This is a genomic window from Streptococcus sp. STR1/CE/0325 (assembly GCF_055386095.1).
In genome coordinates, this window is the sequence record NZ_AP045018.1 from 1,722,823 (window position 1) to 1,746,331 (window position 23,509).

At 45.2% G+C, this 23,509-nt stretch carries 22 protein-coding genes; 7 read left to right on the forward strand and 15 right to left on the reverse strand.

The window, feature by feature from the left end; translation table 11 throughout:
- Positions 1-3: 3 nt before the first annotated feature.
- The 7 genes from sufB to ACZ49W_RS08310 all read right to left on the reverse strand — a co-directional run bounded on the left by sufB (position 4) and on the right by ACZ49W_RS08310 (position 7,123).
- A complete protein-coding gene (gene sufB / locus ACZ49W_RS08280) occupies positions 4-1,416 on the reverse strand; it encodes a Fe-S cluster assembly protein SufB (RefSeq protein WP_464814812.1) in 1,413 nt (470 codons plus the stop codon).
- Position 1,417: 1 nt separating this feature from the next.
- On the reverse strand, positions 1,418-1,861 hold the full coding sequence (gene sufU, locus ACZ49W_RS08285; RefSeq protein WP_464814813.1) for a Fe-S cluster assembly sulfur transfer protein SufU: 444 nt from the start codon (positions 1,859-1,861) through the stop codon (positions 1,418-1,420).
- Positions 1,848-3,077, reverse strand: coding sequence for an aminotransferase class V-fold PLP-dependent enzyme (locus tag ACZ49W_RS08290; RefSeq protein WP_464814814.1), 1,230 nt, complete (start codon positions 3,075-3,077; stop codon positions 1,848-1,850). Before ACZ49W_RS08290 ends, sufU begins: the two co-directional genes overlap by 14 nt.
- Complete coding sequence (gene sufD / locus ACZ49W_RS08295) at positions 3,077-4,339, reverse strand: Fe-S cluster assembly protein SufD (protein ID WP_464814815.1); 1,263 nt, start codon at positions 4,337-4,339, stop codon at positions 3,077-3,079. The genes ACZ49W_RS08290 and sufD overlap by 1 nt, the downstream gene beginning before the upstream one ends.
- Positions 4,340-4,349: 10 nt before the next feature.
- Complete coding sequence (sufC, locus tag ACZ49W_RS08300) at positions 4,350-5,120, reverse strand: Fe-S cluster assembly ATPase SufC (RefSeq protein WP_464814816.1); 771 nt, start codon at positions 5,118-5,120, stop codon at positions 4,350-4,352.
- 101 nt (positions 5,121-5,221) lie between these two features.
- The gene (locus tag ACZ49W_RS08305; protein WP_464814817.1) at positions 5,222-6,385 is read right to left on the reverse strand and encodes a glycosyltransferase family 4 protein; all 1,164 of its coding nucleotides are present in this window, start codon (positions 6,383-6,385) and stop codon (positions 5,222-5,224) included.
- The gene (locus tag ACZ49W_RS08310; RefSeq protein ID WP_464814818.1) at positions 6,386-7,123 is read right to left on the reverse strand and encodes an adaptor protein MecA; all 738 of its coding nucleotides are present in this window, start codon (positions 7,121-7,123) and stop codon (positions 6,386-6,388) included.
- A gap of 562 nt (positions 7,124-7,685) precedes the next feature.
- On the opposite strand from ACZ49W_RS08310, the gene ACZ49W_RS08315 reads away from it, so the two are divergent.
- Positions 7,686-8,063: a nuclear transport factor 2 family protein gene (locus ACZ49W_RS08315; protein WP_464814819.1), complete on the forward strand. Its 378-nt coding sequence runs from the start codon at positions 7,686-7,688 to the stop codon at positions 8,061-8,063.
- 46 nt (positions 8,064-8,109) lie between these two features.
- Here ACZ49W_RS08315 and ACZ49W_RS08320 read toward each other — a convergent pair whose 3' ends face one another.
- The 3 genes from ACZ49W_RS08320 to ACZ49W_RS08330 form a co-directional block, all read right to left on the reverse strand.
- The gene (locus tag ACZ49W_RS08320) at positions 8,110-9,666 is read right to left on the reverse strand and encodes a YfcC family protein (RefSeq protein ID WP_464814820.1); all 1,557 of its coding nucleotides are present in this window, start codon (positions 9,664-9,666) and stop codon (positions 8,110-8,112) included.
- A gap of 155 nt (positions 9,667-9,821) precedes the next feature.
- Positions 9,822-10,661 carry an undecaprenyl-diphosphate phosphatase gene (locus ACZ49W_RS08325; protein WP_464814821.1) on the reverse strand — a complete coding sequence of 280 codons (840 nt, stop codon included), beginning with the start codon at positions 10,659-10,661 and terminating at the stop codon, positions 9,822-9,824.
- A gap of 68 nt (positions 10,662-10,729) precedes the next feature.
- The gene (locus ACZ49W_RS08330) at positions 10,730-12,583 is read right to left on the reverse strand and encodes a DUF2207 domain-containing protein (RefSeq protein ID WP_464814822.1); all 1,854 of its coding nucleotides are present in this window, start codon (positions 12,581-12,583) and stop codon (positions 10,730-10,732) included.
- 208 nt (positions 12,584-12,791) lie between these two features.
- Between ACZ49W_RS08330 and ACZ49W_RS08335 the strand changes: the two genes are divergently transcribed.
- The 5 genes from ACZ49W_RS08335 (at position 12,792) to ACZ49W_RS08355 (ending at position 17,738) form a co-directional block, all read left to right on the forward strand.
- The gene (locus ACZ49W_RS08335) at positions 12,792-14,357 is read left to right on the forward strand and encodes an ABC transporter permease subunit (RefSeq protein WP_464814823.1); all 1,566 of its coding nucleotides are present in this window, start codon (positions 12,792-12,794) and stop codon (positions 14,355-14,357) included.
- Positions 14,354-15,091 carry an amino acid ABC transporter ATP-binding protein gene (locus ACZ49W_RS08340; protein WP_464814824.1) on the forward strand — a complete coding sequence of 246 codons (738 nt, stop codon included), beginning with the start codon at positions 14,354-14,356 and terminating at the stop codon, positions 15,089-15,091. The genes ACZ49W_RS08335 and ACZ49W_RS08340 overlap by 4 nt, the downstream gene beginning before the upstream one ends.
- Before the next feature lie 137 nt (positions 15,092-15,228).
- Positions 15,229-15,684 carry a DUF1836 domain-containing protein gene (locus ACZ49W_RS08345; protein WP_464814825.1) on the forward strand — a complete coding sequence of 152 codons (456 nt, stop codon included), beginning with the start codon at positions 15,229-15,231 and terminating at the stop codon, positions 15,682-15,684.
- Positions 15,665-16,309 carry a PAQR family membrane homeostasis protein TrhA gene (gene trhA, locus ACZ49W_RS08350; protein WP_464814826.1) on the forward strand — a complete coding sequence of 215 codons (645 nt, stop codon included), beginning with the start codon at positions 15,665-15,667 and terminating at the stop codon, positions 16,307-16,309. The genes ACZ49W_RS08345 and trhA overlap by 20 nt, the downstream gene beginning before the upstream one ends.
- An 86-nt stretch (positions 16,310-16,395) precedes the next feature.
- Positions 16,396-17,738, forward strand: a protein-coding gene (locus ACZ49W_RS08355) for an IS3 family transposase (RefSeq protein ID WP_464814827.1) whose coding sequence is annotated in 2 segments (ribosomal slippage) — positions 16,396-16,846 and positions 16,846-17,738 — 1,344 coding nt in all. Because the reading frame shifts where the segments join, the coding sequence is not laid out codon by codon here.
- Positions 17,739-17,794: 56 nt separating this feature from the next.
- Here the strand turns inward: ACZ49W_RS08355 and msrB are convergent.
- From msrB to dhaS, 5 genes are all read right to left on the reverse strand, one after another.
- Complete coding sequence (msrB, locus tag ACZ49W_RS08360; protein WP_464814828.1) at positions 17,795-18,904, reverse strand: peptide-methionine (R)-S-oxide reductase MsrB; 1,110 nt, start codon at positions 18,902-18,904, stop codon at positions 17,795-17,797.
- Between the two features lie 11 nt (positions 18,905-18,915).
- Positions 18,916-19,437, reverse strand: a complete 522-nt coding sequence (locus tag ACZ49W_RS08365; protein WP_464814829.1) for a TlpA disulfide reductase family protein — start codon at positions 19,435-19,437, stop codon at positions 18,916-18,918.
- Between the two features lie 578 nt (positions 19,438-20,015).
- On the reverse strand, positions 20,016-20,720 hold the full coding sequence (gene ccdA2, locus ACZ49W_RS08370; RefSeq protein WP_464814830.1) for a thiol-disulfide oxidoreductase-associated membrane protein CcdA2: 705 nt from the start codon (positions 20,718-20,720) through the stop codon (positions 20,016-20,018).
- A 142-nt stretch (positions 20,721-20,862) separates the two neighbouring features.
- On the reverse strand, positions 20,863-21,813 hold the full coding sequence (dhaQ, locus tag ACZ49W_RS08375; protein WP_464814831.1) for a DhaKLM operon coactivator DhaQ: 951 nt from the start codon (positions 21,811-21,813) through the stop codon (positions 20,863-20,865).
- Positions 21,814-21,822: 9 nt separating this feature from the next.
- A complete protein-coding gene (dhaS, locus tag ACZ49W_RS08380; RefSeq protein WP_464814832.1) occupies positions 21,823-22,371 on the reverse strand; it encodes a dihydroxyacetone kinase transcriptional activator DhaS in 549 nt (182 codons plus the stop codon).
- 139 nt (positions 22,372-22,510) lie between these two features.
- Between dhaS and dhaK the strand changes: the two genes are divergently transcribed.
- Entirely contained in the window at positions 22,511-23,500 is a 990-nt protein-coding gene (gene dhaK, locus ACZ49W_RS08385; RefSeq protein WP_464814833.1) for a dihydroxyacetone kinase subunit DhaK, read from the forward strand.
- The last annotated feature ends 9 nt before the right edge of the window (positions 23,501-23,509 follow it).

Sequence of the window (23,509 nt, forward strand, 5' to 3'; positions counted from 1 at the left end):
AACCTAGCCTACCGATCCTTCCATCTCGTAGGCAATCAAACGATTGAGCTCCACAGCGTATTCCATAGGAAGCTCTTTGGTAAAGGGCTCTACAAAGCCCATGACAATCATCTCTGTCGCTTCACTCTCTGACAAACCACGACTCATCAGATAATAGAGCTGCTCTTCTGAGATCTTAGACACCTTGGCCTCATGTTCTAAGGCCACCTGAGAATTATGAATCTCATTAAAAGGAATGGTATCTGACTTAGACAAATCATCCATGATGATGGTATCACACTCAATGTGACTGACAGACTTTTTAGACGGCTTGGCAAAGGTCACCTGACCTCGGTAGTTGACCTCACCACCACCTTTTGCAATGGATTTGGAGACAATGGATGAACTCGTATGCGGTGCATTATGGATCATCTTAGCTCCGGTATCTTGTTTTTGACCGGTATTGGCAAAAGCAATAGATAGCATGGTCCCACGCGCTCCCTCACCATCCAAGTAAACCGATGGATACTTCATGGTCGTCTTTGCTCCTAAGTTGCCATCAATCCACTCGACCGTTGCATTCTTGGTCGCTTTGGCGCGCTTGGTCACGAGATTATAAACATTATCAGACCAGTTTTGAATAGTGGTATAGCGCACATAAGCATTGTCCAAAGAAAAGATCTCAACAATGGCCGCATGAAGGCTATTGGTCGAATAAGTCGGTGCCGTACAGCCCTCCACATAGTGAACACTCGCCCCCTCATCGACGATGATGAGGGTGCGCTCAAACTGACCAGTGTTCTCATTGTTAATCCGAAAGTAAGTCTGCAAGGGAATGTCACACTTAACCCCCTTTGGCACATAGATAAAGGTCCCACCTGACCACACGGCTGAATTGAGCGCGGCTAGCTTATTGTCCGTTGGGGGAACGAGCTTAGCAAAATACTGTTTGAACAAGTCTGGGTAATCGCGTAATGCCGAATCCGTATCGGTAAAGATAATTCCCAGCTTTTCAAACTCTTCTTTCATATTGTGATAGACCACTTCTGACTCATACTGGGCGGCTGCCCCAGCCAGATAAGCCCGCTCTGCTTCTGGAATCCCGATACGCTCAAAGGTCTCCTTAATCTTCTCAGGCACCTCATCCCAAGACCTCGCTGGCTTTTCAGACGGTTTTTGATAGTAAATGATTTCCTCAAAATCAATATCTGATAAGTCAGGACCCCAGTCTGGCATAGCCATCTTTTGAAATGTCGCTAGAGACTTGAGTCTAAAATCCAGCATCCAGTCTGGTTCTCCTTTTTCCTTTGACATTTGACGAATGACCGCCTCACTTAGGCCTTTTCCCGTACTATAAATGGGATCGACATCATCATGAAAGCCAAACTTATACTCGCCTAGATCAATGGGTTTTGGCTCTACTTTTTCTTCTGCCATCTTATTCCTTTCTTTCCTTTCTTCTTTGCTCTAAGGCTAAATCAAGCGCCGACCAAGCAAGCTTGGCGCACTTGATTCGCTGGGGAAAGTGGCTAACACCTGATAGCACTGCCGCATCCCCTAGATCTACGATTTGTTTCTCATCTCCTTGTAGGAGCTGAGAAAATGCTTGAATCATTGCGTTGATTTGCTCTGTCTCTTGCCCCAGCACACAGTCGGTCATCATGCTGGCTGATGCCATGGAAATACTACAACCTGTTCCGGTAAAGCCGATGTCCACCAGGCGATTCCCCTCCCACTTGAGATAGAGGTCTAACTGATCCCCACAAGTCGGATTATGAGCTGGCTGACTCTCAAGACCTGCTAATTCCCCATAATGGTGGGGGTGTCTTGCATGATCGCTCACCAAGGTCAAATAGAGTTTGTTTAACTTAGCTAAGCCCATCAAAAAACTCCTTTGCCGCTTTTAAACCATCCAATAAGCGCTCAATGTCGGATTGATCATTATATAATCCAAGACTGACTCGTAAACTAGAGGAAATCCCCAAAATGCCCATCAAGGGTTGAGCGCAGTGATGTCCTGCCCTCACGGCAATGCCTTGCATATCTAGTGCCATAGCCACATCATGAGGATGAACCCCTTCAAGGTTAAAGGAAACCAAACTCTTGTGCTGAGCCGATTCTTTAGGTCCGTAAACCTGCACCCCATCAAAACGCTCCAAACCAGAGAGCAAGCTCACAAATAACTGGTCCTCGTGGGTGGCAATCGCCTCAAAACCGATAGTCCTCACATAGTCTAAAGCCTTGGCTAGACCGATTGCCTCTGCAATCGCAGGAGTCCCTGCCTCTAGGCGCTCAGGTAAACCAGCCCAAGACGCTCCCTCTAAGGTCACGCGCTCAATCATATCACCACCAAATTCCAGCGGATAAAATTCTTCTAGAAGAGCAACCTTGCCGTACAGTACACCGATACCTGTCGGACCATAGACCTTGTGACCGGAAAAGACCAAAAAATCACAATCCAAATCCACCACATCAAGTGGCAGATGGGCAACCGACTGGGCAGCATCCACTACCAAATAACCGCCACAAGCATGAACAGCCTGCGCTATTTCCTTGATGGGTACAAGTGTTCCCAGCACATTGGACAGATGGGTGATACTCGCAAGCCTTGTCCTTGGACTGAGTTTGGCATAAAAATCCGCCAAATCAAACTGACCGTCCTTGGTCAAGCCGACATAAACCAGTTTAGCACCAGTGCGTCTTGCTAGCTCCTGCCAAGGAATGAGGTTAGCGTGGTGTTCCATGACGGATAGTAAAATCTCATCTCCCTCACCTAGCCACGGCTCTAAATAACGAGCCAACTGGTTAAGACTGGCCGTCGCTCCCTTGGTTAAGATGATTTCTTGCCGCGATTTTGCTCCGATAAAGTGTTGGATGGTTTCACGCGAAACATCAAAGGCATCACTAGCCTCTTGAGATAGGGCATAGACCCCACGATGAACATTAGCATTTTGCCTTTGATAATAGGCTACCATAGCCTCTATAACCTGATTTGGCTTTTGCGTGGTGGCGGCACTATCCAAATAAACTAAAGGCTCTTGATGCACCGTGCGCTCTAGGATGGGAAAGTCACGCCGAACAGCTCTCCAATCCACCATCAGCGACCTACCAATTTTTGATCCACCACAGCAATCATGTCTTCTCGCACAGATTTGACAGGGATTTCCGTAATAACAGCTCCCAAGAAACCACGAATGACCAGCTGCTCTGCGGTAAAGCGATCAAGACCGCGACTCATGAGGTAGTACATGTCTTCTGGATCCACCTGACCGATGGAGGCCGCATGCCCTGCGGTGACTTCGTTTTCATCAATGAGCAAGATCGGATTGGCATCGCTTCTTGCCTTATCCGACAACATCAGCACTCGACTTTCTTGTTGGGCATCTGCTCCTTTTGCCCCTTTGATGATATGACCGATACCATTAAAAGTAAGGGTTCCTCGCTCGAGGATAACCCCGTGCTGAAGGATATGGCCGACTGAGTGCTTGCCGTAGTTGGTCACCCGTGTGTCAATTCCTTGCACCTGACGACCACTAGAGATGGCCACCACCTTGAGATTAGCGTGGCTGCCGTCACCCATGAGGTCACTATCAAAATCTGCGATGACATTTCCTTCATTCATGACCCCAAGCGCCCAGTCAATGGTCGCATCTTGCTCATGCCGACCACGTCTGCTAATATAGGTGGTCACATGACTGCCAAGTCGGTCAATAGCCGCAAACTTGATTTGACTGCCCTTGCCTGCTAAGACCTCAACACTGATATTGGCCGTCGTTGCCACTTGACCTTGACCCAAACTTTCAAATCGCTCAAGATAGGTCAACTTGGCATTTTTCCCAAGGATGATTAAGATATGCTTATTAAAAGGAACCGACTCATCGCTATTTTGATAGAAAATCCCTTCTACAGGAGAGGCGACTTCTACCCCATCTGGGACGTAAAGCACCGCTCCACTGTTCATATAAGCCGTGTGATAGGCAGCAAGACGATCTTCTGTATAGGGCAGGGCCTTACCAAGGGCTGCTTGGACCACTTCTGGAAATTCCTCTAGGGCGGTATTCAAATCTGTGAAACGAACCCCCTGCTCTAGCAAGTCCATAGGCATTTCTTCGAGCAAGGTTTGGGTACCAACCTGCACCAATTTAGGGTGAGGCGAAAGGGCGGTAAAATCTGGCACCCCAGCAAAAGGTGTATTCTCTTCGATGCTGCCATCTCCTAGGTTCCACCTTGAAAATTTGACCCGCTCAATCTTTGGCAACTCAAGAGAATCCATCACATCAAAGGCGGCTAGCCTACGCTCCAAGAGCCAATCTGGTTCTGCCTGCATGAGGGAAAAAGCCTTAATCGCTTCTCTAGTCATGGTATCCTCCTTAAACCTCTTCTTCGTAGCTTAGACCCAGCTCCTCAGCAATCTTGGCATAGCCTTCTTGTTCGAGACGCACCGCCAACTCTTTTCCTCCAGATAAGACGACCCGACCATCCATCATGACATGGACCACATCAGGGGTAATGTAGTTAAGTAGCCTTTGATAGTGGGTGATAATCATGGCTCCAAACCCCTCACCACGCATTGCATTGACCCCTTTTGAGACTACCTTTAGGGCATCGATGTCAAGACCAGAGTCAATCTCATCTAAGAGGGCAAATTTGGGCTCAAGCATGAGGAGTTGCAGGATTTCATTACGTTTTTTCTCCCCACCTGAGAAACCTTCATTGAGATAGCGCTCCGCCATCTCCTCTTTCATCCCAAGTAGCTCCATCTTCTCATCGAGCTTTTGGATAAAATCGCGCACTGAAATCTTGTCCTTGTCCTCTTTTCCAGCATTCATGGCCGCACGGATAAACTCCGCATTGGTAATGCCTGGAATCTCACTTGGGTACTGCATGGCAAGAAAGAGGCCTAGTCTTGCACGTTCATCCACCTCAAGCTCCAAGACATCAACACCGTCAAAGAGAATCTCTCCCTTGGTCACTTCAAAATTGGGATTGCCCATGATGGCTGCTGAAAGGGTCGATTTTCCTGTCCCATTTGGCCCCATGATGGCTGCAATTTCTCCTGTTTTAAGGGTAAGATTGACCCCTTTTAAAATTTCCTTGTCCTCAATCGAGACATGGAGGTCTTTGATTTCTAAAATTGACATGGTTATTCCTTTCGTTTTTCCAAATAGATTAGCCTTATTATAACACAAACACCAGTCAGCTCCTACTTCTATCTCTTGAAAGTCGAGCCAAACTGATGTCTTTAACGTTTTTTTCGTTTTTCTTCAAATTTTCGGACGGTTTTCCCCCGATAATCGCTATTTCCAATGAATTTCAAAAGATTAAAGAGGGGGGTACGATTGGGTCCCCAAATGCCCAAACCCTCAATCAAAATCTCTAGGGCAAACAAGAGCCCCAGCATAAGAAGAACCCCGCCTAGACGACTGGACACGTTGAGCAGGAGAGAAATCAAAGAAAAGAGCAAGGCAATGCCATAAACCACAAGGACAGCCCCACGATGGGTAAACCCCATAGCAAGAAGCCTGTGGTGCAGGTGCATCTTGTCTGCTTCTGAGATTTTCTTGCCAGAGAGTTTGCGCCTAATAATCGCTACTATTGTATCCATAATGGGAACCCCCAAGATAATGACAGGGGTCACTACTGCAACAGCTGTGGCATTTTTTAGCCCTTGAAGGGACAAGACTCCAATCATAAAGCCGATAAAAAGGGCCCCCGTATCTCCCAGATAGATAATGGCTGGGTGATAGTTATAAGGGAAAAATCCCGCAATCGCTGCAATGAGAACAAAAATGGTCAAAACCAAATAAATATCCGTCTCAAAAAGAAAGAAATAAGCGATAATCCCCATGGTAAAAAGACTAATCATCGAGACCCCACTCACCAAACCATCCAAACCATCAATTAAGTTAATGGCATTGGTAATGGAAACAATCCACAAAATGGTCAAGAAAAAGGTCACAATCGGATCAAACGTCAGCATGGGACCGCCAAAAGGAATCTTGAAACTGTCAAAACGAAAGTCGGTAAAATACCAGACCACCACCGCAGCTAGAACAATCCCAAACATTTTAGAGCGAGGACTCAGCTCATAAATATCATCGATAAGCCCCGTCAAAGCAACTATCAAGCCTCCCAAAACTACCGGCAAGATATAAGCCAGATAAGACTTGCCCAAAATCTGAAAGGTCAAACTATGGGGCAAAAAAATCAAGACCGACAAGCAAAAGGAAATGACAATCGCAAGCCCTCCAGCAGAAGGCATGGGAACCTGATTGATGCGTCTAGCGTTTGGCTGATCGATCGCTCCTATCCGAAAAGATAAAAAACGAACCAAAGGGGTTAAAATCAAAGACAGGATAAAGCTACCGATACAGACCAAAACATAACTGATTGAAAAGGGTGCCATCTAATTCGTCCTTATTTTTTTCAATTCTTCCAAAGCCTTGTGTTCCAAGAGCGTTGTGCCGTGTTCACGCAAGTAAGCTCTCGTGCGTTCGCTGACCTTGGCATGCTCTAAAAAGCGTGAGTACATGAGATTGCCGTAATAGTCTGGTTGGTCTATGAGCTTGATGAGGATGGTCATATAGTAGATACCATCTAATTTGTAAAGCTCAGATCCTGCAAAAGTCTCCTCAAAAGCACGCGAAAACATCAATAAACGGTGAATATCCTCAAAAGCAAACACATAGTGGGTAAATTCTTGCTTTTCGTCCTTAGTCTTATCTGCTTTTTCTGACGGGTTATTACGTCCTGCCAGCAAATCCTCCATGATGTCTTCGACTTTTTGAATGAGTTTGGCATTGGGACCATTTTTATCCTCGCCTTCTTCTAGCATACGGATAAACTCTTCTGGAGCCATCATGTCATCCATCTGATCAAAGTCATTTAATTTCATGTCTTCCTTAAACTCAGTCTTGGTAACAAAGACATCAATCCGATCTTTTCTTGGGGTCACACGAAAACTAAGCATACCGGTATTTTGAAAGTTTTCAGGCAAGTCCACCTCATCTAACATGGTATAGAAAAATTCCTCGGTCTTTTCTTGGGGTTTGAAAAAGTCAGATAGCTCCATGCCATACAATTCTAAATCCTCCAAAGGGATAGATATTTTTACCGTTGTGTCACTGATTTGTTTCATTTTCATTTGTTATTACCTCATACAAACTCGTCATTAGTCCCCCTATTATACTTTAAAAGTGGCAAAATTTCAATTTTGACCTGTATTGGGAGAAAGATTGAGTATTTCTATCCCCATTGTATCTCTAGAATGAAAAACTGAGCTTTAGGCTAACTCAGGATACCATCTCATACTCCATTAAAATCAAAAATAACCAAATCCTCTTGAAATTTATCAATAGCTCCATTCAATGTTCTAAATACCTTAGTCTTAAAACCACGTTTGCAACCCCGATGCTCTCTTTTAGGACGAGGCAATGAGGGAACAAAGTCATAAAAGGTAAACGAAAAGACTATATCATCTAGCAGCCAAGCTCGTTTGGGTTTTCATCCATCTTTACTTGCTTGACTGGGTAAGCAGCTTCTTCGTACAATTAACGTCTCGTCAACAATGGCAGGCTAACCCCCTACAAAGAAGTAGGAGGTAACCATGAAAAGCTCGAAAAAGCTTGACAATATATATATATATATATATAATATAAGGTGAAGATTTTGTATCTTCATAAAAAATAAACTCATGGAGGTTTGAGATGACATCACAAAAAGAACAAGCTATTGCTTACTTAAACGCTGTCTTTAATGACAGGGACTTGACCAAGGTAGAATCATTTTGGGGAGACCAAATGATCCAACACAATCCCACTATGCCAGACGGACTGGAGGTCTTAAAAGGATTCATTACCTCACCAGACAACCATATTCGCTACCAAGCTGATTTGGCAATGGAAGAGGGAAATCTCGTTAGTGTGCACGGACGCTACCAAAATTGGTTTGGTGAAGATTTTATCGCCGTTGACTATTTCCGTTTTGAAAATGGTAAAATCGTAGAGCACTGGGATGTGATGCAAAAAGAAGTTCCAGCAGACCAAACCGTCAGCGGTCGTCCTATGTTCCCTATTGAACCTTAATAAACCAAAATAGAGATTGAACTCCTGTTCAATCTCTATTTTTATCTTACGAATAAAGCAAGACCTGCACCACCAAAAGTCCACCGCCAAAAATCAAGACAAAGAGGACAACTGGCATAACAAAGCGCACCCAGTGAGAATACTTCATGTTGAGCATCTGTAATGTCGCCATGACTAGCCCTGTTGGGGCAAGAAAAAGCATGGCGTATTGTCCTAATTGATAGGCGGTAACCACGATAAAGCGAGGCATGTGAACCGCATCTGCTAATGGAGCTAAAATCGGCATAGAAAGCACAGCAAGCCCTGAAGAGGACGGCACGATAAAGCCAAGGACAAAGAAGATAAGGAGCAAAATCAAGATAAAGACAGGACCGTTGAGATGTTGCACGATTTGAGTGGAGCTATGTAGGATAGTGTCTGAAATCAAGCCTTCATTTAAAATCAAGTTGATTCCACGTGCTAACCCAATGATGAGGGAAACCCCAACAAGGCTAGAAGCCCCTTCGACAAAGGCATCGACTACCGCCTTTTCACCGACACCGTCACGCCCTGTACCGACCAAAAGCATGATGATGAGCGCAATGGTGAGAAAGGACGATGCCATAATCGGGAACCACCAGTGAAGTGCCATAACCCCGTAAACCATGATGGGAAAACCGATGACAAAGAGGGTGAGAATGATTTTTTGCTTGAGGGTGAAGGGACTCTCTTCCTCTTGATGTTCGCCCATTCCCCATTGTTTTAAGAAGTCCTCACGATCCTCATAAGCGTAAGAGAAGGTTGGATCTGCCTTGACCCGTTTGGCGTACCAGTAAAGGTAGCTAATGACAAAGATGGTTGCTACGATTAGTCCAAAAATCCGCCAGCCTAGACCATCTGTAAAGCTAATCCCTGCCGCATTAGAGGCAATAACCACAGAGAAGGGATTGATGGTCGAAAAGGTCGTGCCCACAGAGCTGGCAAGGAAAATCGCCCCCACACAGACAATGGCATCATAGCCCATAGCCAGAAAGACCGGTACCAAAATCGGATAAAAGGCGACCGCTTCTTCCTCAATTCCTGCAAAGGTGCCCCCCAAAATCATCAAGATAGACACCATGAAAATCAAGAGAAACTCCCGTCCTTTTGTCTTTTTAGACAGGGCAACCAGACCTGTTTCAAAGGCTCCACTGATCTTAACAACCCCAATCAAGCCCCCTAGAACCAAGATAAAGACCATGACATCCACCGCCTCGATAGTGCCTTGAACCATGCTAGTGGGAATGGCAAAGAGCGGTTCTGGTCTTGCAGGCAAGCGCTTATAGGTATTAGGAATAGAGATGGGTTTTGTGATGCTTCCTGAGGTAAACTGAGAAACATCAATCGCCACATCCAAGTCTTTGAGGGTTTCTTGGGTGGCTTTTAGCTTCTTTTCTTTTCCGTCTGGCTCGGTCACCACCAACTGCTTGCTGACTTGATCATAAGACAGCTTAGCGTAGGAGCCTGCTGGGATAAACCAAGTGGCAAAGACTGCCAAAATGGTTAACACAAACAAAATCGTAAAGGCACCTGGCATTCGAAAGCCTTTTTTAGGTGCGGTCAACTTGCGATTTTCAGTCGTCATGATATTACCTCTTTTCTAATTTTTCTTGAGAAACTCAAGGTTTTACCGATTTCTGATACTTTCAGTTTACCATCTTTTTGAAAGCGCTATCGTTAACAATTTAACACTTCAACTGCCAAATTGGTCACAAAAAAAGCGAGAGAATCCCCTCGCTTTTATAAAACCAACTTGACCAAACCATAAATGAGCAACAAAACGCCCAAAACAATACGATAGTAGCCAAAAATTTTGAAATCATGTTTTTTGACAAAAGAAGTGAGCAAACGAATCACGCCCATGCTGACCACAAAGGCCACTAGCATAGCCATGGCAAGAATCAAGCCTTGATCAAGGGTCAAATGATGGCCATTTTTCACGAATTTAAAAACTTTCAAAAGACTAGCCCCAAACATGATGGGAATCCCAAGGAAAAAGGTAAATTCCGTCACGACAGAACGACTAACCCCAAGGAGAATCCCTCCTAAAATAGTCGCTCCAGACCGACTGGTTCCAGGCATCAAGCTCAAAATTTGAAAAAGACCAATCCCAAGCGCTGTCTTGTAGGACAAATCCGCTAGGCGTGTCACCTTTGGTGTTTTACTTTGATTGCGATTTTCCACCCAAATAAAGGCGACCCCGTAAAGGATGAGCATGATGGCTACGCTAAAGAAATTGTAAAAATGCGCCTCAAACCAATCATCCAAAGGAAGAGCTAAGATAACCACAGGTAAACATGCGATCACCACCTTCAGCCAAAGCTGCCAAGTTTCTTTCACTTCCTGCTTGGTCTTGCCGCCTTGAAAGGGGTTGAGCTTGTCAAAATAGATGACCATAACCGCTAAGATGGCTCCCAGCTGGATGACCACGTTAAAGACCTCCAAAAAGGCCTGATTTTTATCCTGAAACTGGATAAATTCCTGCACCAAGATCAAGTGTCCCGTGCTTGAGATGGGCAACCACTCGGTAATGCCCTCTACAATCCCAAATAAGACTGCCTTGAGTAATTCGATTAACATTCGTCTCTCCTTTTTTTCTTATCTGGTCTATTATAGCAAATTTTTGCCCACATGGGAGAAAAAGAAGACTAAAAGGCGCCGCCTCCCCCTCCGCCAAAGCCGCCACTAAAGCCACTAGAAGAGCCTGAAGAAACAGAAAACGAACTGGTCGGAGAAAGGCTGACCACAGCCGTGTGAAAAAGCCCTGCCTGCAAAAAGATTTGATTTTGAAGCTGCAAAATCACCAGTTGCTTGGGATCAAAATCCGTCAAAACATAAGACAAGTGATGAACCTTCAGCGCCTTTTGGACCTCCTTAGCTTGACCAAAGAGGGTCGCATGCACCAAGACCTGATCCCAGACGACGATACTCTCTAACTCAGCCGTGTTGAGCTTTTTGATATCCATAAACATCCGACGATAGGAGAGCCAATCTTGAATCATGGCAAGTTCCTTGTAATCCCACAAGCCATAAGCCCAAAAAACAGCCGTGCTTCGGATAAACCCATATAAACTAAGTGCCACCAAGGCCAAAAGTTCACCCAAAATCAGGCTCGGAATACCGCCCCACTCTTCATGAAAGCTCGTAAACAAAAGGCCTAGTAAAGCAAAGGTCAAAAGAGCCAGGGTGAGATTAGACAGCATCAATAGAGTCCGCATCCCTCCTTTTAAGCGCCTGCGCAAAGGGGTTAGTTTCTTCGCTGCTAGGTTAGCTCTGGTTGCGGCTGCTATATCTCTCAATACCCGCTTGAGGTAAAGCTCTGTTTTTTTACGATCCAAATCCCTACCTGCTCCAACTTGATATTGCCCCAGCAAATCCGTGATGGCTACTGATGACCTGTTCTCAAAGATGAGTTCTAGGCTAAAGCGGTCTTGGTCTGTCACAGCTTTTTCCCTCATAGGGATGAGCAAGTCTCCTGAGAGTTCGATGAGCTGACGCTGAATCAAATCCAAGACCAAGGCTTCAATCACCCGTTCAAAGGATAAATCCTTGGTCGTTTTGACCTTATTCTTGCTAAGGGGAGAGAGCTGTTCAATATCTGTACCATAGAGGCGATAAACCATTTCTAACAGGGTCAAGTCCTCTGGTGCTTGATAGAGCCGTTTCACGCGAGCGCCCTTTTCTGGATTTTGCGTGCGGCGTAACCACCACAAAAAGAGCAAGATGACCGCCACCAAGCTCATAACAAGACTTGGTCCATAGACATAGAGCCAGTTGGTGTATAAACGCTTCACCCGCTTGGCTGCTGCCTCTTTTTGCTCAAAGATGCTAGCGCCTTTTTGCTGACTTGTCGTTGCTGAACTAAAGAGCCCACGCTCAAATGCCCCGTGAAGCTCGAGCTTGCCTGAAATCGGAACGTGATCAAGATGGACCAAATAACGCTTTCCCTCTTTTTTGACAGAAACTTCCTTTTGAAACCATTCCCTATGGACAAAGAGTTTGCCTGTCCCTTCCTTTGGAAGCGCTACCGTTAAGTCCACCTGTTCTAAAGGCACATCCCAGTCCGAGATGGGAAACCAGCCTAGCTCAGCCATATCCGAATAAAGGGTCAAAAGGTTATACAAATGCCAAACCACGGTCACTTCGACCACATCGTGACGCTTTCCTGCATCAAAAATCTTGGCACGGTAGCCTTGATCGATCCTATCCACCTTAACCGAGGCACTCACAGGTTTACCGTTTCGCTTGACATGGACTTCTGGATGAGCAGAAATAGCAAACCGTTTGGCTTGATCGTTTGCTTTTCCAAGGGTCACATACTGACCTTTGTAGTCCTCGTCAAAGGCATAGGTAATGGTCTGGGTATAGGTGGCGGTGTTATCCGACGCAAGAGCCAAATCTCCCTGATAAGAGGTAATAGCGTAATCCACCGAATCTGCCAAAGTGACCTGACTAAAAAGGGGCACCAACCAGATAAGCATCAGATAAACCAACCGTTTCATAGCGCTTTCCTCCTTGATTTTATTGTATCATATCTGACGAAGAAAGCGGTCAAAATAAATCGCCTATTTCATCATTTGTTTGTAATTTATTTTCATTTTTTCTACATTTTTGCATAAATATCTTGCGTTTTCAAAAAAGTTCTTGCCATTTGTCTGATTTTTTTATAAAATAGACTAGATTAGATTTACTACTGTAAAGGATGTGCTTATGAAAAAAACACTTTTAACTGCCTTTTTAGCCGCCTGTCTTTTTTTATTTGGGCAAGGTAGCGCCAAGGCAGACGACTATCTCAGGGTCGGGACGGAGGCGGCTTACGCCCCTTTTAACTGGACCCAAGATGATAACAAAAATGGTGCCGTTCCTATTGAAGGCACCAACCAATACGCCAACGGCTATGACGTCCAAATCGCCAAACGCATCGCTGATAAACTGGGCAAAAAGCCCCTTATCGTCAAGACTTCTTGGACAGGACTGATCCCTGCTCTCACGTCTGGTAAGATCGACCTCATCATCGCTGGCATGAGCCCAACAGCAGAGCGCAGAAGGGAAATCGATTTTTCCGATAACTATTATCAAAGCCAGCCTGTTATCGTGGTCAAAAAGGACAGCCCCTACGCCAAAGCAAAAAGTCTCGCTGACTTTAAGGGAGCAAAAATCACTGCCCAGCAAGGGACTTACCTCGCAGACCTGATTTCACAAATCCCAGAGGTCAAAAAGCAAACCCCTATGGGCGATTTTGCCCAAATGCGCCAAGCCCTTCTTTCTGGTGTGGTCGATGGCTATGTGTCTGAGCGCTCCGAAGGCCTAACGGCCCAAGGGGCAAATGGAGAGCTCCAGATGGTCGCTTTTGGTAAAGACCAAGGCTTCAAGGCTTCAGAAGAGGACACCACCACAGCTGTCGGACTCAAAAAAGGAGACCCGCGCTTAGAGACGGTCAACCAAGTCCTCGCTAGTTTATCTCCTTCTGATCGTGAAAAGCTCATGGATGATATGATCAAACACCAACCTGTCCAAAAAGAAGAGGGAGGAAAAACAGGATTCTTCCATGATGTCTGGCGCATCTTGAAAGCCAACTGGCCACAATTCCTACGTGGAACAGGCGTGACCCTGCTCATCTCCACCATCGGAACCATCGCAGGAACAGCAATCGGGCTTCTCATCGGTGTCTTTCGAACAGCTCCAAAGGCTGAGAGCTCTCTCCTTGCTTTTGGGCAAAAAGTCCTATCTTGGCTCATCAATGCTTACATTGAGATTTTCCGCGGAACCCCGATGATTGTTCAGTCCATGATCATCTACTACGGTTCTGCCCAAGCCTTTGGCATTTCCATTGACCGCACGCTAGCTGCTATCTTCATCGTTTCTATCAACACAGGGGCTTACATGAGTGAGATCGTCAGAGGCGGAATCTTTGCGGTCGATAAGGGACAATTCGAAGCCGCAACCGCCCTTGGTTTCACCCATAATCAAACCATGAGAAAGGTCGTTCTGCCTCAGGTCATCAGAAACATCTTGCCTGCCACAGGAAACGAATTTGTCATCAACATCAAGGACACTTCTGTTTTGAACGTGATTTCTGTTGTGGAACTCTATTTCTCTGGAAATACCGTCGCTACCCAGAACTACCAATATTTCCAAACCTTTACCATCATTGCCGTGATCTACTTTGTGCTAACCTTTGTCATCACGCGCATCCTACGCTATATCGAGCGCAAGATGGATACCGACACCTACACCACAGGTGCTAACCAAATGCAAACGGAGGTCCTCGAATGACAGACATTTTAGCCATCAACCATCTCAAAAAAGCTTACGGGCAAAACCTAGTCCTAAAGGACATCTCCATGACCGTCAAAAAAGGGGAAGTCATCTCCATCATCGGAAGCTCTGGTTCTGGAAAATCCACTTTCCTTCGTTCCATTAACCTCCTTGAGACCCCGACTAGTGGTGAAATCCTCTATCACGGGAAAAACATCTTGGAAAAAGGCTATGACCTGACCCACTACCGAGAAAAGGTGGGCATGGTCTTTCAGTCCTACAACCTCTTTAACAACATGACGGTACTCGAAAACGCTATCGTTCCCCAAACCACTGTTTTAAAACGTGACCGCACAGAAGCTGAAAAAATCGCCAAAGAAAATCTCACCAAGGTGGGCATGGGCGAAACCTACTGGAATGCCAAACCTAGCCAGCTCTCTGGTGGACAAAAACAGCGGGTAGCGATTGCCCGTACCCTCTCTATGGACCCAGAAGCCATCCTCTTTGACGAGCCAACTTCAGCTCTTGACCCTGAAATGGTGGGCGAAGTCCTCAAAACCATGCAAGATCTTGCCAAATCAGGGCTGACCATGATTATTGTCACCCATGAAATGGAGTTCGCAAGAGACGTGTCTGACCGCGTTATCTTCATGGATAAGGGCCTCATCGCTGAGGAAGGGACACCAAAAGACATCTTTGAAAATCCTAAAGAAGACAGAACCAAGGAATTTTTGAAACGCTTCCTTGGTTAGCATCATCCCCCACTTCTCTTCAAAGAGGTGGGGCTTTTTTGTCCGAAACACTCCTTTTCACCTCTTTTCAGACTTGACAAGATATTTCGTTTATTTTATAATCTAGTTATTAAAACTAGATGACAAGGAGATAGACTTTGGCTCTTTACCCTCATTTTCCCAGCTGGGAAGAACTGCCTGAGCTGGACCTCTATCTGGATCAGGTCCTCCTTTATGTGAATGGCATTTTAGAAAAGCGTGAAGAAAAACCACTCACCGCTGCTATGGTCAATAACTACGTCAAAAACGGCTACCTGCCAAAACCCATCAAGAAAAAATACCAAAAACGCCACTTAGCACGGCTCCTCATCCTCAGTAGCCTAAAGCCAGTCTTTCCCATCCCAGACATCAGCCGGATGATGACCCTCCTTTCTGAGGACGGGCTACTATCCCCTGAGCGCTACAACCAATTTCAAGCTAGTCTATTGGAGAAAGACGACCGTGCCCATATTCCCTTGATTGAGGCTGCAACCAAGACCCTTAGCCTCTTTTACGAAACCAAGGCCATCGCCCAAAAACTCGAAGGAGAACCCTATGAAAAACATGACCTTTAGTCGTCCCCTCTCACGTCAGGAAGAAATGGCTAATGCCATCAGTCACGGCATTGGTAGCCTCGTCTTTTTAATCCTGCTACCCATCGCTGCTACCTACCGTTATGAACACCACGGCATCACCTCTGCCATCGGTACCTCTATCTTTGTCATGAGCCTCTTTCTCATGTTTCTCTCCTCCACCATCTACCACTCCATGACCTACGGCACCCTGCACAAGTATGTGCTGCGCCTCATTGACCACTCCATGATCTATGTGGCTATCGCAGGAGGCTATACCCCGATTGCTCTTGGGATTTTACCGAAAAAACTAGGGCTTCTCATCATCTTTATCCAGTGGGGCCTGACCCTCTTTGGGATTTTCTACAAGATCTTTGCTAAGTCCATCAATGAACGCTTTAGCCTAGCCCTTTATCTCATCATGGGCTGGCTAGTGGTCTTTATCCTCCCACCTATTCTGACCAAGACTAGTCCCCTCTTTTGGTGGCTCATGCTGGCTGGAGGACTCTGCTACACCATTGGAGCTGCCTTTTACGCCAGAAAAAAAGACTACTCCCACTTCATCTGGCACCTTTTCATCCTTGCAGCCTCTACGTTGCAATATTTGGCTATTGTTTATGTGATGTAGTTTTTAGAATGATCCAAAAAGCTCTGGAAATCTGAACTGCACCCCAAAAGTTAGACACAAAATCTAACGATTGGGGGGCTTTTCTTATGAAATTAAGTTATGAAGATAAACGAGGTATATACAAGTTGAGAAAGAGAGGTGTATCATGGCCTCAGATCAGTCAGCGATATGAAGTCTGTCCTTCCAATCTCAAGTACATGGTTAAACTCATGGATAAATATGGTGTTGAGATTGTTGAAAAGGGTAAAAATCGGTATTATTCACCCGAATTAAAGCAGGAAATAATGGATAAAGTCTTGATTCATGGTTGCTCTCAACTCTCAGTTTCCCTTGATTATGCCTTGCCAAATCGAGGGATGCTCCCAAATTGGATAGCCAAATACAAGAAAAACGGTTATACTATTCTTGAAAAACCAAGAGGGAGACCACCAAAGATGGGACGTAAACCAAAAAAGACTTTGGACCAAATGACAGAGTTAGAACGACTAAAACATGAAAATGAATACCTTAGAGCGGAGAATGCTGTGCTAAAAAAGCTGAGAGAATACCGCTTGAGGGACGAAGCAAAGCGCAAAGAGCAACAGAAATCATTCAAGCATTAACGAATCAGTTTTCCCTAGAGACGCTACTCGAAATCCTTGATTTGCCACGCTTCACCTATTACTATCAAGTGAAGCGACTGGCTAAGCCAGATAAGGAGAAAACTATCAAGGATGAAATACAATCTATTTATGATGACCATAAAGGTAATTACGGCTATCGTCGGATTCATTTAGAATTACGAAATCGTGGCTTTATCATCAATCACAAAAAGGTGCAGCGCTTGATGAAAGAGTTAGGCTTGACCGCTCGTATTCGTCGTAAGCGCAAGTATTCTTCTTATAAAGGTGAGGTTGGTAAGAAGTCTGATAATCTGATTAAACGTCAATTCGAAGGCTCTAAACCTTACGAGAAGGGCTATACCGATGTGACGGAGTTTGCCTTACCTGAAGGGAAACTTTATCTCTCCCCTGTTCTTGATGGCTATAACAGTGAGATTATTGATTTTACCCTATCTCGCTCCCCTGACTTGAAACAGATTAAAACCATGCTTGAGAAGGTTTTTCCAGCAGATTCATATAGCGGAACCATTCTTCACAGCGATCAAGGCTGGCAATACCAGCACCAGTCTTATCATCACTTTTTGAAAACCAAAGGAATTCGTTCCTCTATGTCTCGCAAGGGAAATAGTCCAGATAATGGGATGATGGAGTCCTTCTTTGACATTCTCAAATCTGAAATGTTTTATGGATTTGAGAAGTCTTATCAATCCCTTGATGACCTTGAGCAAGCTATCACAGATTACATTTTTTACTACAACAACAAACGAATCAAAGCAAAACTAAAAGGACTTAGTCCTGTGGGGTACAGAACTAAATCCTTTAGATAAATAAAATGTCCAACTTTTGGGGGTCAGTACAATCTTTCCAGAGCTTTTCTTATCTCCTAAACATCATCTAGCAAATAAGCATAACCTTCTTTTTCCATATCCTTTTTAGGGATAAAGCGGATGGAGAGGCTGTTAATGCAGTAGCGCAAGCCCCCCTTATCCTTGGGACCGTCGGTAAAGACATGCCCGAGATGAGAATTGCCACTCCTACTTCTGACTTCTGTGCGGTTCATGTGAAAACTATGGTCCTCCTTATAAACCAGAACATCTGGACTGATGGGACGAGTAAAACTTGGCCAACCACAGCCCGACTCAAACTTATCACGTGAGGAAAAGAGGGGTTCGCCTGTCACAATGTCCACATAAAGCCCATCCTCAAACTGGTCCCAGTAGCGATTGGAAAAGGCTTTTTCCGTCTCATTGGTCTGCGTCACGGCGTACTCTTCCTTGGTCAGTTTTTGCTTAATCTCTTCATCACTCGGTTTTGGATAGCGTTTCTCATCGATGACAGGGTAACTAGCTTGATTGACATCGATGTGACAATAACCATTAGGGTGTTTCCTTAGATAATCTTGATGATAGTCCTCGGCAACGATAAAGTTTTTAAGGGGCTCTTTTTCCACCGCGATGGGCTTCCCTAAGCGATCACTTTCTTCCTGAAAGACACGAGCAATGGTCGCTTCATCCTCTGGCTGGGTGTAATACACCCCCGTCCGATACTGGGTGCCACGGTCATTGCCCTGCTGATTTTTACTCAAAGGGTCAATAATTCTGAAATAATGCAGCAACAAATCCCGAAGAGAAATCTGGCTGCTGTCATAGGTCACATGAACGGTTTCTGCATGTCCCGTCTGTGCCACCAGCTCATACTGGGTTGTCTCACCTCTGCCATTAGCGTAGCCAGACACCGCATCCACCACACCAGGAACCCGTGAAAAATACTCTTCCACTCCCCAGAAACAGCCCCCAGCTAGATAAATGTCACGGACATTCTTGGGATCAACTGGCTTTTTCTGCGTTTTCTTGTTGCTTATCTTTTGACTGACGGCAGCGGTTTTGATGTCAGCCACCCTCTTTTGACTTGTGGTCAAACGATGCACAAAGACCAAAAGCAAAAGAAGCACGAGGCCAATTGCCACCACTAGCCATTTTGTTTTTTGTTCCATGCTCTTCTCCTTTACTTGAGGGAGGTCAAGGTTTTCTCAATGCTCTCCCTATCTTGAAAACCGGGATGGACCTGTGCGAGTTTGCCATTCTTTTTAAAATAAACCGATGTCGGATAGGCCCTGACCCCGTAGTCTTTGATAAGTTCCCCTTTTGAATCCATGAGTACCAGTGTATGCTGATAGTCTAGGCTCTTGTACCATTTTTTAAAGGCGCTGGCTGACTGCTCTCCCTTGTGATCTGGAGACACCACCGTCACCACCACATAGTCTTTTCCCTTTGCTTCCTTGGACAACTCATCCGTATCAGGCAGAGTTGATAGGCAAATCGAACACCAAGATGCCCAAAATTTGACATAGACCTTTTTCCCTTTAAAATCGGACAAACGATAAGTCTTGCCATCTAGACCCTCCAATCTCTGATGCGTGAGAGATTGAGGACTTTTTTCCTTAGCCCATGCAGGAGAAAAGATACAGACAGTCCCTATCACTAAACCCAATAAAGCAAACCATATCCCAATCCTAAACCGTTTCATGACAAACATTCCTCTCATAAGATACAAAGGGCGTGAAGAAATCCGTAAGAAAATAGGGGCAGCGATGAAGACGACCGACTAGCGTCTAAGAGCTGAACTCTTTTTCTCTAGGATTTTAGCCCGTGTTCAGTTTCATAAGATACAAAGGAGCGATTCGCATCAGCGAAAACTTCAAAAGAAAAATAGGAGATTTTTGAAAAAGGCTTAAAGACTTTTAAAAAAATCTATCTTTTTTCTGAAGAAGTTAGCTCCGTGTTCAATTCCATAAGATACAAAGGGCGTGAAAAAATCCGTAAGAAAATAGGAGTAGCGATGAAGACGACCGACTGGCGTCTAAGAGCTGAACTCTTTTTCTCTAGGATTTTAGCCCGTGTTCAGTTTCATAAGATACAAAGGGCGTGAAGAAATCCGTAAGAAAATAGGGGTAGCGATGAAGACGACCGACTAGCGTCTAAGAGCTGAACTCTTTTTCTCTAGGATTTTAGCCCGTGTTCAATTCATAAGATACAAAGGAGCGATTTTGCCTCTGGCAGACATTTTCGATGAGAAAATAGTGACGTGTTCAATTTCCAAACGGCTTAACCAAACCAAGAAGATAGGGCATTTAATTGACCAAAGACCAGCAAAATTCCCATGAGGACAATCAAAAAACCACCGATTTTCTTGAGCAGTCCCAAATAAGATTTGACCTTATTGGTATAGGTGAGGAGCCAAGACGACATCAAAGACAAGAGGACAAAGGGAATAGCAAGCCCTAGCGTGTAAACCAGCATCAACAAACCGCCTTGCAGCGCTCCAGCCCCGCCAGAAGCCGCAATGGCTAAAACCGAACTGAGAATAGGTCCAATACAAGGGGTCCAGCCTAGACTAAAGGACAGCCCTAGCAAAAACGCATTGAGATAAGCATGGTCTCCCTGACGCTTAAAGGACACGCGCTTTTCCTTTTGAAAAGCCGAAACAGAAAACAGCCCCATTTGGTAGAGTCCCATGAGGATGACCAGCCCACCTAAGACATACTGAAACCACTTGGCATAGAGCACCTCTCCGAGAAAACCAGCCCCGTAACCTAGAATGATAAAGACCAAGGACAAGCCCAAGATAAAGGCTAAGGTCCTAAAAAGACCAGAAAGGGCAAAACGCCGACCAAAGAGAGTCGCTTCTCTTCCCCCTTTTTCATCCAGTAAAATCCCAGCATAGACCGGAAGCACGGGCAAAATACACGGAGAAAAGAAAGACAAGACACCTGCGACAAAGACGGAAAAGAAAAAGACACCCGATACCATTTTGGCTTCCTCCTGTTTATGAATACGCTTTTATTATAACAAAAAAAGACTCTCAAAACCAAAACCTGGCTTGCTTTCTTGAGCTGGACGATAAAAAGTCCTCCCAAAAGTGGGAAGACCCTGCCTCAGCTTTAAAAAGGGACTACCAAGCAAAGGCATCCGTTTCAGCCTTGAGATAAGCCTCCCACTCAGCCTCCTTTAGACGGCACAGACTAAGAGACAGGCCCGCCATATCAAGGCTGGTCATCAAGCGCCCCGTCTTTAGAAAACGAACATCAACTCCCTCAATCTCAAGAAGTGATCGCACATCATCTGCCAAGACCCATTCTTCTAGTTGACTACAACCACCGAGGTTGTTGACCAAAACAGCAAAGCGCTCTCCTTCTTCGAAACGAAAATGCCTCTTTAATTTATTAACCAACTCCACAGCTAGTTTTTCAGTGGACCTAAAGGGAACTTGCTGGTATCCTGCCTCTCCATGAATACCAATCCCATAAGAAATCTGACCGTCATCCAAATTCGGCAGCCTAGCCACACCAAGACTGGCAATCTGCGGTGCTAAAGACAAACCCAGCTGCTCTAACTCCACAAGATTCGCTCCTCGTCTGGCGGCCTCTCCTAAGATTTTATGCAAAAATAGGGTGCCAGCCACTCCACGGTGGCGCTTGTGAAAACTCGTCCCCTCAACCGAGATATCATCATGAGACACAATATAACGCACTGCTATGCCCTCTTGCCTCGCTAGATAAATTGCTTTTGAAAAGACGGCTAAATCCGCTTCAAAGTTTTTGATGATAACAAAAACACCCAGCCCTTGATTGAGATAGCGAATACTTGCCAAGAGCTCCTGCCAAGAAGGTGGTGTAAAAATCGGACCAGCGATGGCACCTGCAAGCATTCCTCCTCCCACATAACCAAAGTGAGCCGGCTCATGACCACTCCCACCTCCAGATAAGATAGGCACTTGATTGGCTTCTCGCTTTTGATAAAAAAGAGCAGGCAAATCCCCCAAACGCTCCAAGTGCGGATAAAGCCCCTCCAAGGTGTCCAGTGCCTGTTCCACAGGTGTTCGATGCCCATTAAAAAATAACATGATAACCTCCTATCTTTTCTCTACAAAAAAACTCAAAATCACTTGCTCAATCTGCCCAGCGAGCTGTAAAAAATCACTCTCTCTTTTTTTCAGCTGACTTTTGATCACCTGAGTGAGGGCAGCAGCGTGGTAAGACACCAAAAAGCTTCTTTGGTCCGCTTCTAACACTATTCCTCGCTTTTCTTCCTCTTCGCTCACAATCTTCTCCATCAGCTGCACACAATAGGCTTGAAAATAAGAGGTAAAATCATTTTGCGTCTGAATGGCAAAAAGCTCCCTGTAAAAATGACGATTCTGACCCAAGAAATAAAACACCTCATACAAGAGCCCAATCCCAGAAATATAGGACAAATTATCCGTGATCTGCTCCTCTAACTCCGTCTGAAAAATCCACTCCAAAAGCGCATACTTATCCAGAAAGTGACTATAAAAGGTCTGACGACGCATTCCTGCTTCTTCCATGATATCGGTCACAGAGATCTTCTCAAACGCCTCTAGGCTGAGCAGATGCTTAAAGGCTTTGGCAATCTTTTTCTTGGTCAAAATGGATGGCAGCATCATCTTCCTCCTTTTCATCCCACTACTCTTAGTCTATCACGTTTTCTCAAAATCAAGAGGGACAAAGCGCAAAATTTGTCCCTTCTTTTTTTCTCAGCTTTTCTCTACAATAAAGAAAAAACCTAAAAGGAGAATAGCCATGAAAAAAATCATCAACCAAGCCACAGATGTGGTCCCTGAAATGCTAGAGGGCTTTTGCTTTATTCATCAAGATTTGGTTCATAAACTGCCAGATGCAGACGTGATTCAAAAAACAGCTTCAAAAGCAGGCAAGGTCGCCCTCATCTCAGGAGGAGGGAGCGGACACGAACCCTCCCATGCTGGTTTTGTCGGAGAAGGCATGCTATCTGCTGCTGTTTGTGGGGCTGTCTTTACCTCACCAACTCCTGACCAGATTCTCGCTGCTATCAAAGCAGCTGACGAGGGAGCAGGTGTCTTTCTCATCATCAAAAATTATTCTGGTGACCTCATGAATTTTGAAATGGCACAAGAACTAGCTGAGATGGAAGGCATCAAGGTCTCAAGTATCGTCGTCGATGATGACATCGCTGTGGAAAATAGCCTTTATACCCAAGGCAGACGTGGAGTAGCAGGTACCCTCTTTGTACACAAGATTCTAGGACATGCTGCTGCAAATGGAGCAAGCCTTTCTGAAATCGAAGACCTTGCCCAAGCTATTATTCCCAATATCCATACCATCGGTCTGGCTCTTAGTGGAGCAACCGTCCCTGAGATTGGCGAACCTGGTTTTGTCCTTTCTGATGATGAAATCGAGTACGGTGTCGGTATTCACGGTGAGCCTGGCTACCGCAAGGAGCAACTCAAGTCTTCTCAACACCTCGCCAAAGAATTGGTCGATAAGCTCCTGCAGTCCTTTTCAGCCAAAGAAGGAGAAAATTACGCTCTTCTCGTCAATGGTCTAGGAGCTACTCCCCTCATGGAACAATATATCTTTGCTAGAGACGTGGCGCATTTACTAGAAGAAGCTGGCATCACGGTCAGCTATCAAAAATTAGGAAATTTCATGACCTCTCTTGATATGGCAGGCCTTTCCCTCACCCTCTTTAAACTGGATGAACCAGATTGGTTAGAAGCCCTCAAAGCCCCAGTCAAGACCCCAGCATGGTAAGGAGAAACT

Bases quoted from the DNA above. Each gene is read 5' to 3' on its own strand.
- sufB (WP_464814812.1), bottom strand. From the start codon at position 1,416: ATGGCAGAAGAAAAAGTAGAGCCAAAACCCATTGATCTAGGCGAGTAT.
- sufU (WP_464814813.1), bottom strand. From the start codon at position 1,861: ATGGGCTTAGCTAAGTTAAACAAACTCTATTTGACCTTGGTGAGCGAT.
- ACZ49W_RS08290 (WP_464814814.1), bottom strand. From the start codon at position 3,077: ATGGTGGATTGGAGAGCTGTTCGGCGTGACTTTCCCATCCTAGAGCGC.
- sufD (WP_464814815.1), bottom strand. From the start codon at position 4,339: ATGACTAGAGAAGCGATTAAGGCTTTTTCCCTCATGCAGGCAGAACCA.
- sufC (WP_464814816.1), bottom strand. From the start codon at position 5,120: ATGTCAATTTTAGAAATCAAAGACCTCCATGTCTCGATTGAGGACAAG.
- ACZ49W_RS08305 (WP_464814817.1), bottom strand. From the start codon at position 6,385: ATGGCACCCTTTTCAATCAGTTATGTTTTGGTCTGTATCGGTAGCTTT.
- ACZ49W_RS08310 (WP_464814818.1), bottom strand. From the start codon at position 7,123: ATGAAAATGAAACAAATCAGTGACACAACGGTAAAAATATCTATCCCT.
- ACZ49W_RS08315 (WP_464814819.1), top strand. From the start codon at position 7,686: ATGACATCACAAAAAGAACAAGCTATTGCTTACTTAAACGCTGTCTTT.
- ACZ49W_RS08320 (WP_464814820.1), bottom strand. From the start codon at position 9,666: ATGACGACTGAAAATCGCAAGTTGACCGCACCTAAAAAAGGCTTTCGA.
- ACZ49W_RS08325 (WP_464814821.1), bottom strand. From the start codon at position 10,661: ATGTTAATCGAATTACTCAAGGCAGTCTTATTTGGGATTGTAGAGGGC.
- ACZ49W_RS08330 (WP_464814822.1), bottom strand. From the start codon at position 12,583: ATGAAACGGTTGGTTTATCTGATGCTTATCTGGTTGGTGCCCCTTTTT.
- ACZ49W_RS08335 (WP_464814823.1), top strand. From the start codon at position 12,792: ATGAAAAAAACACTTTTAACTGCCTTTTTAGCCGCCTGTCTTTTTTTA.
- ACZ49W_RS08340 (WP_464814824.1), top strand. From the start codon at position 14,354: ATGACAGACATTTTAGCCATCAACCATCTCAAAAAAGCTTACGGGCAA.
- trhA (WP_464814826.1), top strand. From the start codon at position 15,665: ATGAAAAACATGACCTTTAGTCGTCCCCTCTCACGTCAGGAAGAAATG.
- msrB (WP_464814828.1), bottom strand. From the start codon at position 18,904: ATGGAACAAAAAACAAAATGGCTAGTGGTGGCAATTGGCCTCGTGCTT.
- ACZ49W_RS08365 (WP_464814829.1), bottom strand. From the start codon at position 19,437: ATGAAACGGTTTAGGATTGGGATATGGTTTGCTTTATTGGGTTTAGTG.
- ccdA2 (WP_464814830.1), bottom strand. From the start codon at position 20,720: ATGGTATCGGGTGTCTTTTTCTTTTCCGTCTTTGTCGCAGGTGTCTTG.
- dhaQ (WP_464814831.1), bottom strand. From the start codon at position 21,813: ATGTTATTTTTTAATGGGCATCGAACACCTGTGGAACAGGCACTGGAC.
- dhaS (WP_464814832.1), bottom strand. From the start codon at position 22,371: ATGCTGCCATCCATTTTGACCAAGAAAAAGATTGCCAAAGCCTTTAAG.
- dhaK (WP_464814833.1), top strand. From the start codon at position 22,511: ATGAAAAAAATCATCAACCAAGCCACAGATGTGGTCCCTGAAATGCTA.